This is a genomic window from Mastigocoleus testarum BC008 (assembly GCF_001456025.1).
In the GTDB taxonomy this organism is placed as follows: domain Bacteria; phylum Cyanobacteriota; class Cyanobacteriia; order Cyanobacteriales; family Nostocaceae; genus Mastigocoleus; species Mastigocoleus testarum.
In genome coordinates this window covers 65,541-77,510 of sequence record NZ_LMTZ01000127.1, presented here as the reverse complement: position 1 = coordinate 77,510, position 11,970 = coordinate 65,541, and the positions used below count along the sequence as shown (strand labels likewise).

Here is an 11,970-nt window from a genome sequence, read left to right as displayed (position 1 = left end):
TTATTCTTGAGGATTTGTACTCGTAGTGTCACAGTAGTATTTATCTGTTGGCTTGCTCGTATCAAAGAAAGTATTTCATGAACGAGTAAGCTTTTCTACCCACAACAAATTTTACATCGTCCTTACATACTTGTTTCATCCATTCGCTACAGTGTGCCTGCGGCATGGATAACCCCGCTTATCGTAGGTGCGTAGCGTAGCGGAGCGTTAGCACAGCGGAAACCTGCAGATCAATCGCTCCATGCTGTCCATTCGTGGCCCCAAGTGAAGATATTGCATCAAGAACAACCTCCTAAACTATCCTTTAATTATTAAATTGCTTGAAAAGCTATAGTGCTTATTTTGCATAGCTTGTGGCTTTTCTTAGTGCCATTCGGAGCAGTAGCTTTATTCCGCGTCACTAGAACTAACATTGGTCGTTCGGTGCATATGTCGTTTTGGAATAGCGATGGCAGTGCATTGCTGGTAGCAAACCTGAACGGCAAGGTTTTAGAGCGCATCGATATCACCCGTAATCGTCGTGGTAAGATTATCGGTGCAACTTTCAACAAATCGGCTTCCCTTGGTGTTGGAAAGAGTATGACTGTTGAAGAAGGTGCCAAGGTATATCTGGGGAAGAACAGTCAAGGTAAAAATATGATTGGTAGCATTCTAGGCAACTATAATAAGGCAGGTTTTAGCGACTTGACACCAAATGGTAATTGCAAGGAAAACGGTTGTAATAAAAATCCCGTTATACTTGGTGGTCGTACTAATAATGTGATTATTTGTCCAATTGTCTCTAAAGGTGACAATGCCTACATTACTTTTGGTGGAGGTGGTTTACTGGTAGCTAACACCAAAACTACTCCGATGAGGATTGTTGGTGAGTATGATAATCAGGTCTTTAACGGTGCTGGTTGCGGTGGCGTACAAGTCGGTAATAATATGTGGTTGAATTCTGGTGTTTCAGCTTCTAGTGCGGGTGCGACACAATCCACTTTCACAATGTATGCTATTGATGATACGGAATTCAGTTCCGCCGTAAATGCACCCAATATTCCAGAACCCGTACTGGTTTATAAGGATAATACCAATACTGCTACAATCGGTAACATCGAAGGTAATCCAAATCCCAACAGTACCGGGCAGTTGCCAGGAATTACCACCCGTCGGGATGCCCACGGAATGGCACGAACCTTGTCTGGTTTATACATTCACAACGTTGATCGCATACAGAATAACGTTGAAGTATTCAATACCAGAACTCTAAAGAGAAGTACTTACGATTTAGCCTCCGTAGATGGTAAAGGCAATGGCGTAGGTCCTTGTGGGGCAGTTTCCGTGACAGATGATGATGGTTTGCCGCTCAACGATCCTGCCCCAGATCTGGTAGAAAATACGCCAGATGGTAAGTTCTTGGTGGTTGCCTTGCGTGGTCCAGTTCCTGTATCTGTAACCCATGCAGCCCAAGGTAGCTGTCCGGGAGTTGGTATTATTAAGCTGAGAAAACGTGGTGCATCTGGTCGTTTGGTAGGAGTACTCCGCACTACCAATACGGTGGATACTGCACCAGCAAATGCACCTGGTGGTCATGCTTACACTGGAAAGGAGCATAGCGACATACATGGTGCTTCCGTGCGCCGTAAGTAAACTGATGGTAGGAATACAGGTTTATCCAAATAAATTAATTTAATATACTCAGTGACCCGGTTACATTTTTAGGAGCCGGGCTTTTTAATTTATAATATTTATCCTGGGGTAGTAATAATCATCAACAGACAAAGAAATCCCCAACAGTCGAATATTTCTATCTCCCAGTTTGATTGTTTCAAATAGTGCCTTTACTTGAGTAATGATTTCATCTAGCTCCCTAATTGGAGTAAGTAAGGTTTTACTACGAGTAATCTGCTGGTAGTCGGAAAATTTTACTTTTAATGTCAGCGTCCAACCCGAAGCTTGATGTTTATTTAATCGCTCTTGAAGTGTTTGAGCGATTTGTTTGAGTTCGAGTAATATTGATTCTTTCTCTCTACGGTTGGCGGCTTTTATCACTGACTAGCATAGTGTGACGTTACCGAAAACAGCAATTAATTTTACCAAAAAGGTAAGTGATTTAATTGATTTAAATTCTTATTATCTTGATGTAACAAATCACAAAATGTGCCGAGTAAAATACAAGGAAATTTTTAAATGTTTGATTATTTGACTGGTATGACCAACGGAAATTCTTGGGTTGGTAATTTGACTAATCCTGGTGGACTTGCTGGTTTTGATGTCGGTAATATATTCACTCCTTTGGGAGTAAATGATACTCCTTGGTGGTGGACTTCTCCTAATTTAGTTACAAACTCAGGTTTTCCCCTTGGCATTAATGATAATCTTGGTGCAATCAATGATTCTGATTTTACAAATTTTATCCTAAGTTTAGGGACTAACAACCCAGCAGCTAATAAGGCATTTGGGCTAATTGGCGGCATTCAAGATGGTGGTGGAAGTTTTGGATTAGGTGCTATCGCCAACCAGGGTACAGTCCTAACGGGTGGTCTTCAAGCCTTGCCTCAGCCTATAAATGGTGTCCCAAACTTCTCTTAGGAAAACCAGATTTAGACTTTGAGAGGAAATCAAATCAACGACATTAAGCCTCTTGTAGAATTGGCTTTTACTTCACTTAACACTTCCAGGTATCTTAACGGAATGGGTTTATGTGCTGTCGCGCATGCTGAGAAATGCTAGATATTTCAACAGCTATATTGCCCCCAATCAGGGAACACTCTTTATAGTTGCGTTCCTTTTCGTTCATGAAATTACCCAACTTTCTCAAACCCAAACTAACCACACCCACTATTGAAAGCTACTCACAACCCAATGGAGTTTCACCAGAACAAGTCCAATCATTAATGGAGTGGTTATTTGGTAGCTTGTTAAATGCTGGGTATGTTGGGCGATAAACCGCAGGCATGCGCGTGAGACGCGGCAAGCCGAACGCTGCTAAGCGCGTCTAAGCGATCGCAGATAATAAAGGTACTCGGAAATCGATGATTACTTGGGGATATACTAACCAAGTGCTAATAGCTACGCACAAATACAGACTTATATCAGCCCAACTATCTGCTTGACGGAGTTGATCTGTACTAACCTTTAAGCGACGGGCAATGATACCATCAAAAATGTCTGAAAGTACGGCAATGACGTAACCGATGATGAACCAAAAACTGGTTCTATGGTCTAAAGCATCGAAAACTAGTAAAGGAGCAATTGCAAAGCGCATCCCTACTAAAATACTAGGAATGTGTGATAGTTTTATCATTGTTTCCTACTTTTTTAACGTTAATTAAATTAGTATAAAGACTGTAATTACATTGATAAATTCACTACAAATATAACAGTATTCATCTAAACCCTTGCATTGGATCGGGTTTACCAATTCCTAATTCCCTGGAAGACGCGCGGTTAGCGCCACGAACAGTTTCGCTTTCACATCCTTCCACTCAACGCCGCAGTAGTAGTATTTTTTATCAAGGATGTTGGCGATATAATAACCTGGCTTCACACCGTTGATGCGAAATAGTTCGACAGCAACATGCTTCATAGAGGTACCAAAAGCCTTGAACTCTTCTTCTGGTGACAAATTTGGAGCGTTAAATAAGTTAATAAATGGCTCACCATGCTTAAATGCCCAGCCGTTACCCCTGCGCTGAATAATTTGATAATAAACGGGACGAAAAACTGTGTCAGAATTTATCATAAATATTTTTTTAACTACGAACGCCCAAAAAAGTAATAGGATGTTCTTTGTCAGCAGTAATTCTTGGAAAATAACGTTTCAGATTGTAGTGTTAATAAGTACACAGGAATTTTGGAAAAACTATGCAAGTAAAAATTCTGGCTGCTATAGTTACGCTTGCTACTAATTATTGGAAGTATTCACGTATTGCATAAATACCTTCAACAGCAATTGCTATGGGTGGTTTATCTAAAGGATTTCCGCTTAAATAAAGCTCGTTTAAATTAGTGAGTTGAATAATAGAATAAGGGATAGAACTTAGTTGATTAGAATTTAAATAAAGGGAGTTTAAATTAGTGAGTTTACTAATAGAATCAGGGATAGAACTTAGTTCATTGAAACGTAAATCAAGCTTGTTTAAATTAATGAGTTTACTAACAGAATCAGGGATATAAGTTATTTGATTTCCGCTCAAGCAAAGCTCGTTTAAATTAGTGAGTTGACTAATAGAATCAGGGATATAAGTTAGTTGATTAGAATTTAAATAAAGGGAATTTAAATTAGTGAGTAGAGCAATATATATAGCCAAAAACTTACTGGGTGAGGGCTTTGACGGTATTTTAATCTCAGACCGATATGCAGCATATAATTGGGTCAACTTGGAACAAAGGCAATTATGCTGGGCACACTTAAAACGAGAATTCATCAAAATTTCAGAGCGTTCGGGAGTTTCCAAAGATATTGGAAACAATTTGGTTAAACAACAAGAAAAGTTATTTGAGTTATGGCACCGAGTTAGAGATGGAACTTTGTCACGACCTGAGTTTCAACTTTTAGTTCCATCAATTCGTAATTCAATTCTTACTTCTTTACAAGAAGCAGCATATTACGAGATTGGGACAAAAGAAAAAACTCCGCTAGCAAAAACTGTTCGTACTTGCCGTAAACTTCTCAAAGTTGAACCAGCTTTATGGTTGTTTGTTGAAGTTGAGGGAGTAGAACCTACCAATAATGCTGCAGAGAGGGCTATACGTCCTGCAGTAATATGGCGACGTACCAGTTTTGGTTCTCAAACTCGAATGGGTAGTACTTTCGTTTCTCGGATCTTAACTGTTGTAACTTCCTTAAAGTTTCAACGTCGCAATGTACTGGAGTTTATGACTGATGCCGTAAGTGCTGCACGCAATGATACGCCTGCTCCTTCTTTAATACCTGACACTACAGTCTCTGAAGAGCAAGTAGTAAATGCTGCTTAATTACAATTACTTATATCCGCTTATTTACCTTGGTTAAATATGCTTTTTTCTGTTGGATTTATCTTGAAAACTCCTTCAATTGTTGAAATGCGTTTTGCCTGAATCTACCTATCCCCCGTGAACGGTTACTAACTAAGTTATATGCAATTAACATTCCATAAAGTTCTTGTTCAACTAGCTCAGACTTTTTGCTACGAAAAATTGTTGGCATTTGTCCTTTAAGAGTTGCACATTGATGAGTCTTTATCTCGTCAAAACTAATTTCTACATCCCACCGACGGTGATAATGCATGATTAGTTCAAGTGCTGATATTTTGGGGTCGAGAATACTAGTTATTAATCTACAGGGACGAAAGCCGGGAATTTGGTACTCAATAACTCTAACAATTAAAGTTTCTTTTTTCCATTTTTTCCGTTGGACAGTGGAATTTTTAATATCTGGAATTTTCCCTTTAATTTCTGCTAAATAACTTCCATCTGCCAACCTACCATTAGATATAGCAGACAGCTTCAAATTTTTACCTACCTTGATTATAAAATTACCTTGTTTGATTTTTATTGTCCAAATTGTTAAAAACGAATATAAACCTGCATCTAATAAGAATAATAATTTTTTCTGGTTAATTGTTGTTAATATTTCTTTGAGTAAACTCCTTTCCCCAGAACCTTTACCTTGGCTTGAACCATAAGCCACATCTAGAATTAGGCGTGATGAAGCTGCAAGTAAAGTTAACATTCTTAATCTGGGATAAGCACTTTCTCCTCGCCCAGATTTGGACTTACCAAATTTTTCACAATTACTTTTACTATCAGGCATTGTACATGTAGTGCCATCAAATATCACGGTAATCAATTCATGAAAATCTGGTTTTAATGTCTTAAAACTATCTGTAAACTCTTGAAATATCACTTTAAAAACTGTTAATCCCACACGAGTTCTGGCATGAGTAATTGCACCGTCTGTAATCAACTTTTTGGGGAAAATACAAGATAACCATCTGAACCCTGACATCATCCAATCTATCACTGCTGGATAACTTAATATGCCGCCTTGCGGCGGCACGCAGTGCTATCACGACGCATTGTTGATAAAATTACAAACCAAATTACAAAGTTTGGTGTTAAAATTGTTCCTTGACGACATTTGCTTTGCGTTTTGGTTATAGATTCTTTAATAATGCTGGATAAAGATGAAGCAAATGGTTCAAGGTTATAAACTTGCGTAAGTTGAACTAGATTTTGATGATGTTCTTTTTGAATCCCCATAAATACTCGTCATTCTAGAACAGAGTAAAGTTCTTATCATTATCACACTCAACTGTGACTGAAATGAGGTTCAATATGAATTTTATGATTTATTTTGAGAGCAATTTGTCCTCATCGTCATTTATATAAAACTTGATTATCTTGTCAACCGTTATCACTATATATTATGTTTAGATGAAATATAATTGCCAAAACATACTCATAATTTTATCGTTTTATATTAACAAATAATCTGATATGTTCGTCAATTATTAATCAGCATTTATCGATTTTATTTGGATATTTCCTAATAAGAAAATCATTTTAATAGAATTCTTTAGTTGTTAGATTTTTTGTTGCTTATCGATTTCATTCACGGGTATTGCGTTTAAACGCACTATACACTTGACTCAGTCTGATTTATCAGACTTTGCCTATGAGCCTGGGAATTCATTCCAAGGCGGTAATTGAGAGTGATGTAATATCTCTAATTTGTCATAATTGTACTAGAAACCTGTAAATTTATTCCTGTGATTTTTTCACTTTTAATCTTTACCTTTGGATTTTAATTCAGATGGAAAACGTATATTATTCCATGTGATCATTTGTTGAGATAGAAAGTTCATAGCGCGGAAGTGCAAGTAAAAGAAAAGATAATTTTCACATGAGTTATATAGCAATCATATTTGATTTGTGAACAAACAAATCCTGTAGAGACGTTGCATGCAACGTCTCTACAATATTCATTTTTAAATTAATGATTTAGGATTGCTATATGAGTTCGTAAAAATGCATTAAAAAAGTCGGGGATATGTCTCCGACTTTCTTCGTTCTATTCAATTAATTCAACTTCCAAAGAAGTTAAAAGTCTTCATAATCCAAATCAAGGAGTATATACAATACTGTTTCCATTAGTTCAACTTCCAAAGAAGTTAAAAGTTTCCTCAGTTAGAGATGCGGTCGAAAAAAGGAGGAGGGTTTCCATTAGTTCAACTTCCGAAGAAGTTAAAAGAAACGTTTGTTTTAACAAATAAAACTAGAAACCAGTGTTTCCATTAGTTCAACTTCCGAAGAAGTTAAAAGATGTTAAAGTATGTTTGGAATGCAAAGAAGCCTGTTGGTTTCCATTAGTTCAACTTCCGAAGAAGTTAAAAGGCTAGACTCCTGGAAGCCTTACCACGACCTGATTGTACACCCCACGATCTGAGGGGGTCAAGTTTTTACCCAAATAACGTACATTTCTCCCAAAAAACTCACAATTAACCACCCTCAAACCCTTATCTAGCAACTTATCTGAGGGGGTCAACGTAATAATGCGGGTTCTAGCCATTACCTTACCCCCTCAGGTGCTTATCAGTTATTTACTATCAATAAGCACAGCTAATCGATAGCTAACTCTAGTTACTTTTCTTGGGAATAGCAGAACCAAGCCAAAATTCCACAAACGAAAGTAAAACCGGAGTAATGGGACTGATCAAATATTTAAACAAAAAATCTGCGATCGCAGTTTTGTGGGGACGGTTGAGAAGAAATGTTGCGATAACAATGGCGATACAAGCAATGGCAGCGGTCACGTAGAAAAATGGTAGGTAACTTCCAGTAATACCTTTAATAGCTGCAATAGTAAAAATACCTAATAAACCACCCAATCCAAAGGAAGTAAACATCAAACCATAATTACTGGGATAATTATTCAATCCAAAAAAGCTCAAAGTTGCTGCGGGAGCAACCGCTAACCAAGCACCCAAACATAGCCAAAAGATAGAATAGGCTACGAGAAAATTAATTAATTGTCCCTGGGAAGTATTCAATACGATCGCTGATGCAATCAAAATCAATACGTTGATTACAATAGTGGTCAATTTAGGCTTTAAACGGTCATTTAGCCAGCCAAATAAAGGACGACCAATACCATTGAAAGTTGCAAATAGAGGAATCGCAAAACCTAATTGTTCCGGTTGAAGTCCAACAATTTCTTGTCCCACCTGTGCTGTGGTAGCAATTGCGGTAAGTCCAACAAAAGTACCAACACCATAGCAAATCCATAACCCATAAAATGATTGGGTCTGCACCATCGGTAAGTTTGCGACTGAATTATCGCTGTTGCTTTGGGAACTACCTTGAATATTATTTTTAATGCTTGCTTCAGGATTATAACCATCGGGTAACCAGCGCTTGGGAGGCATTTTTAAAACTTGCGCGATCGCCAATATAATACCTGTAAATACAACGCCTAAAATCACAAAGGTATTTCTGACTCCAAAGGCTTTAATTAAATTAATTGCAATCGGAGCAGTTACTAAAGGAGAAAGTCCAAAGCCAACAACCGTCATACCTACAGCAAAACCCTTGCGTTCTGGAAACCAGCGAGCAGCAACCGCAAGAGGAACCCCGTAGACAATTCCAACTCCAATACCCGCAATTACGCCATAACTAATAATTAAAAAAGGTAAATTTGGGGCAATACTAGAAAGAAAATAACCAATTCCCAGAATGATTCCACCAGTGATGGTCATAATTCGGGGACTAAATCGGTAAATATATAATCCGCTAATCGGCATTGCTAAGGTAAACATTACCCCCAATACCATAAAAGGTAATAGGATTGTTCCCGGTTTTGCTTGTAGTGCAGTTTCAAAATGGGTACTAAAAATACTCCATGAATACACCGTTCCCAAACATAGCAAAACAATCAAACCAAAAGGAATAAAAAACCATCTTCCTACTTCAGGTTTGAGCCCAAATAATGTTTCATCTTTGGGAAAGTCAAAATATTTTATCTTATCCACAAACTATCACCTAAAATTGCTAAAAATCATCCTAAACACTTATTAGGTAGAGAGATAAATTTTTTCTATTAAAGCTAAATGTAAAATTTGACAATACTATTTTGGGAATATTTATACTAAAGAACTGCAAATTACTAAATTCATATTACAGCAGTATTGGTCAATTTTTATATCACATATTATTTTGTAAAAATAGTAGTCTTACTGGATTTTATTATCTACCATTAGTTTTTTTATCGTTACCATAAGATAAATTCGTTAATCTTACTCAAACTAATATTACTGAATTAAATTGTTCACAAAAAACTATATAAATAGTAAAATTAAATAGTCAAAACTGTATCAGGACTTACGCAACGGTCTTCGTAGCGTGTCCGTAGGACATAGATTTGTCATTGCGACCGAAACGTAGTGTAGGGAAGCAATCCCAGAGTTTTTGGGATTACTTCGCTATCGCTCGTAATGACGAAAATATGTTCATACTGCGTAAAATTTATGTATAAAAATATAGTAATTTTAGTGTATTTATACTCAATATGTCGATTTTGGAAAAATAAGTATTCCATAAACTTATTAATCGTCAAAAAGTGATTTAAATGTAGTCTGTAGAAGGAGGTAGTTCTATGTTGCATCTTCTTCTCCTCGACTATAAACACATTCAGAAGTGATATTTGAATCTTATGAACTGCGGTTTAGTAAATATGTGATACAAGTTTAGACTTAGATTTTGAGACTTAAATATTGAAACTGAAAGTTTTATACTTAAATTTTATACTTAAAGTTTCCATATTCTGGAATTTATCACATTACAGTTCATCTTAAATATATTTTGTATTGCATTTAGTTTAATTATTATCACTAAAAATACGATGAATAAATATACTTTTTCCCAAACAGAAGAATATCAAATGTCGGGTTTGATTGATTATGGTGAACTAAAATCATTGTCGGGAATATGGGAAATAGTCGCCAATAAGTTTGGGGATATTACAGCCTTAGTCGATCCCCATGGTAAATCAACAACTCTAACTTACTCACAGCTACATTACCAAATTCAAGAATTTGCAACCGGAATTCAAGCTTTGGGTATACCTCAAAACCTCCAGGAAAATATACCTCCAAGAGTTGCTTTATTTGCTGACAATAGTCCTCGTTGGATGATAGCCGATCAAGGAATAATGATGGCTGGAGCAGCCAACACAGTACGTTCTGCAACCGCAGATAGGGAAGAATTATTATATATTTTGGAACATAGCGGTAGTATCGGTTTAGTTGTAGAAAATCTCAAAACCTTACATAAACTTGCGCCGGAAATATATAATAGTTCATCAAAGAATTCATCAAATATATCATTGCAATGGATAGTCATATTATTTGATGAAGAAACAAACGAGACCGCAAATATAAAATATACTCAAGAAGATAGTCAGACAGATATTACTCGAACAGATCTGAATCAGACAGATCTAAATCAAACAAATATTACTCAAACAAATATCAAGATAATTAATTTTTCCCAATTAATCCAACTAGCAACCGGTCGTAAATTTCAACCCACCGAAAGTGATCCCCAGAAACTAGCGACATTAATGTACACATCTGGAACTACTGGAAAACCTAAAGGTGTAATGTTAAGTCACAGTAACTTAATTCACCAACTTACTATTCTCCCTGCAATTCTCCAACCAAGTGCTGGCGATAAAACTCTGAGTATATTACCTACTTGGCATGTTTTTGGGCGAGTAGGAGAATATTATATGCTATCCCAAGGATGTACCCAAATCTATACAAATCGTCGTTATTTCAAACAGGATTTACAGGAATATAAACCCCAGTATGTGATTGGAGTTCCCCGACTCTGGGAATCGATGTACGAGGGAATTCAAAAATCATTCCGCGATAAACCGCCACGGATGCAAAAATTAATTCATAATTTTCTTAAAGTAAGTGGGAGATATATTAAAGCTGTCCGTACTTGGAAAAAACTCGATTTAGAAAATTTAAACCCCAGCAAAGCAGAAATTATTAATGCTTGGAAAACCACTATATTACTCGCACCCCTACATTTTCTCGGAGAAAATATTGTCTATAGAAAAATTCAACAGGCAATGGGAGGTAATATAAAACAATTAATATGCGGTGGTGGTTCCCTTGCTCAACATTTAGAAAATTTTTTTGAAATTGTGGGAATTGAAGTATTAGTTGGGTATGGACTGACAGAAACATCTCCCGTAATTTCTGCGCGTCGATATTACCGAAATTTGCGAGGTAGTTCGGGTAAAACAATTGGGGGAACCCAAATCAAAATTGTAGATTTAGAAACCAAAGAAACTCTACCTGCAAATACTCGGGGTTTGGTAATGACAAAGGGAGAACACGTAATGCAGGGGTATTATTTAAATCCCGAAGCGACCAAAAAAGCTATTGATTCTGAAGGATGGTTTGACACAGGTGATATTGGTTGGTTAACAACAGAAAATCAAATAATATTAACTGGTAGGGCAAAAGATACCATTGTGCTGACAAATGGGGAAAATATAGAACCCCAACCAATTGAAGATGCTTGTTTGCGAAGTCCCTACATCGACCAAATTATGCTTGTAGGACAGGATAAAAAATCGTTAGGTGCTTTAATAGTTCCCAATTTTGAAGCCTTAGAAGCCTGGTTGTCGAATCAAAATTCATTTGTTCTTAACTCTGATATAAGTACCAATTTAAACCATGAAGTAATTCGTAACTTATTTCGAGAAGAATTAAATCGGGAAGTTCGCGATCGCCCTGGATATCGTCGTGATGATGAAATTATTGTGTTTGAATTAATCCCCGAACTTTTCACAATAGAAAATGGTTTACTAACTCAAACACTAAAGCTTCGTCGCAATGTGGTGATGGAACGCTACCGGGATACGATCACGAATTTATTTTCGTAGTTGAATATCACGACAAAGTATTCATAACAAAACATTCACGACAA

At 36.8% G+C, this 11,970-nt stretch carries 11 protein-coding genes, 1 pseudogene and 1 CRISPR repeat array; of the genes and pseudogenes, 5 read left to right on the top strand and 7 right to left on the bottom strand.

What is annotated here, in order from left to right:
- Window positions 1–366: 366 nt before the first annotated feature.
- A complete protein-coding gene (locus BC008_RS33190; protein WP_201026203.1) occupies window positions 367–1,632 on the top strand; it encodes a hypothetical protein in 1,266 nt (421 codons plus the stop codon).
- An 84-nt stretch (window positions 1,633–1,716) separates the two neighbouring features.
- Here BC008_RS33190 and BC008_RS33185 read toward each other — a convergent pair whose 3' ends face one another.
- On the bottom strand, window positions 1,717–2,034 hold the full coding sequence (locus BC008_RS33185; protein ID WP_027846432.1) for a DinB/UmuC family translesion DNA polymerase: 318 nt from the start codon (window positions 2,032–2,034) through the stop codon (window positions 1,717–1,719).
- Between the two features lie 138 nt (window positions 2,035–2,172).
- Between BC008_RS33185 and BC008_RS33180 the strand changes: the two genes are divergently transcribed.
- Both BC008_RS33180 and BC008_RS50830 read left to right on the top strand, forming a co-directional pair.
- Window positions 2,173–2,574: a hypothetical protein gene (locus BC008_RS33180; RefSeq protein WP_027846431.1), complete on the top strand. Its 402-nt coding sequence runs from the start codon at window positions 2,173–2,175 to the stop codon at window positions 2,572–2,574.
- A 206-nt stretch (window positions 2,575–2,780) separates the two neighbouring features.
- The gene (locus BC008_RS50830) at window positions 2,781–2,930 is read left to right on the top strand and encodes a hypothetical protein (protein ID WP_201026202.1); all 150 of its coding nucleotides are present in this window, start codon (window positions 2,781–2,783) and stop codon (window positions 2,928–2,930) included.
- A gap of 50 nt (window positions 2,931–2,980) precedes the next feature.
- Here BC008_RS50830 and BC008_RS33175 read toward each other — a convergent pair whose 3' ends face one another.
- The 3 genes from BC008_RS33175 to BC008_RS33165 all read right to left on the bottom strand — a co-directional run bounded on the left by BC008_RS33175 (window position 2,981) and on the right by BC008_RS33165 (window position 4,295).
- Window positions 2,981–3,289 carry a CDP-alcohol phosphatidyltransferase family protein gene (locus BC008_RS33175; protein ID WP_235595979.1) on the bottom strand — a complete coding sequence of 103 codons (309 nt, stop codon included), beginning with the start codon at window positions 3,287–3,289 and terminating at the stop codon, window positions 2,981–2,983.
- A gap of 120 nt (window positions 3,290–3,409) precedes the next feature.
- On the bottom strand, window positions 3,410–3,727 hold the full coding sequence (locus BC008_RS33170; protein ID WP_407657090.1) for a hypothetical protein: 318 nt from the start codon (window positions 3,725–3,727) through the stop codon (window positions 3,410–3,412).
- Between the two features lie 166 nt (window positions 3,728–3,893).
- The gene (locus tag BC008_RS33165) at window positions 3,894–4,295 is read right to left on the bottom strand and encodes a leucine-rich repeat domain-containing protein (RefSeq protein ID WP_072207798.1); all 402 of its coding nucleotides are present in this window, start codon (window positions 4,293–4,295) and stop codon (window positions 3,894–3,896) included.
- Here BC008_RS33165 and BC008_RS33160 point away from each other — a divergent pair.
- Window positions 4,270–4,962, top strand: a pseudogene (locus BC008_RS33160) (IS66 family transposase); the annotation flags it as partial. The gene BC008_RS33165 and the pseudogene BC008_RS33160 sit on opposite strands and share 26 nt — an antisense overlap.
- 58 nt (window positions 4,963–5,020) lie before the next feature.
- Here the strand turns inward: BC008_RS33160 and BC008_RS33155 are convergent.
- The 3 genes from BC008_RS33155 to BC008_RS33145 form a co-directional block, all read right to left on the bottom strand.
- Window positions 5,021–5,977, bottom strand: coding sequence for an IS4 family transposase (locus BC008_RS33155; protein ID WP_082650695.1), 957 nt, complete (start codon window positions 5,975–5,977; stop codon window positions 5,021–5,023).
- 1,063 nt (window positions 5,978–7,040) lie between these two features.
- A CRISPR array of direct repeats spans window positions 7,041–7,362; the repeat unit is 35 nt; unit sequence GTTTCCATTAGTTCAACTTCCGAAGAAGTTAAAAG.
- 1 nt (window position 7,363) lies between these two features.
- Window positions 7,364–7,537 carry a hypothetical protein gene (locus BC008_RS49870; RefSeq protein ID WP_161938195.1) on the bottom strand — a complete coding sequence of 58 codons (174 nt, stop codon included), beginning with the start codon at window positions 7,535–7,537 and terminating at the stop codon, window positions 7,364–7,366.
- Between the two features lie 67 nt (window positions 7,538–7,604).
- Window positions 7,605–8,996: an L-lactate MFS transporter gene (locus tag BC008_RS33145; protein WP_027844997.1), complete on the bottom strand. Its 1,392-nt coding sequence runs from the start codon at window positions 8,994–8,996 to the stop codon at window positions 7,605–7,607.
- A gap of 869 nt (window positions 8,997–9,865) precedes the next feature.
- On the opposite strand from BC008_RS33145, the gene BC008_RS33140 reads away from it, so the two are divergent.
- Window positions 9,866–11,926 carry an AMP-dependent synthetase/ligase gene (locus BC008_RS33140; RefSeq protein ID WP_036266845.1) on the top strand — a complete coding sequence of 687 codons (2,061 nt, stop codon included), beginning with the start codon at window positions 9,866–9,868 and terminating at the stop codon, window positions 11,924–11,926.
- The last annotated feature ends 44 nt before the right edge of the window (window positions 11,927–11,970 follow it).

Coding starts and splice junctions, on each gene's coding strand:
- BC008_RS33140 (WP_036266845.1), top strand. CDS start 9,866: ATGAATAAATATACTTTTTCCCAAACAGAAGAATATCAAATGTCGGGT.
- BC008_RS33170 (WP_407657090.1), bottom strand. CDS start 3,727: ATGATAAATTCTGACACAGTTTTTCGTCCCGTTTATTATCAAATTATT.
- BC008_RS33175 (WP_235595979.1), bottom strand. CDS start 3,289: ATGATAAAACTATCACACATTCCTAGTATTTTAGTAGGGATGCGCTTT.
- BC008_RS33180 (WP_027846431.1), top strand. CDS start 2,173: ATGTTTGATTATTTGACTGGTATGACCAACGGAAATTCTTGGGTTGGT.
- BC008_RS49870 (WP_161938195.1), bottom strand. CDS start 7,537: ATGGCTAGAACCCGCATTATTACGTTGACCCCCTCAGATAAGTTGCTA.
- BC008_RS50830 (WP_201026202.1), top strand. CDS start 2,781: ATGAAATTACCCAACTTTCTCAAACCCAAACTAACCACACCCACTATT.
- BC008_RS33155 (WP_082650695.1), bottom strand. CDS start 5,977: ATGATGTCAGGGTTCAGATGGTTATCTTGTATTTTCCCCAAAAAGTTG.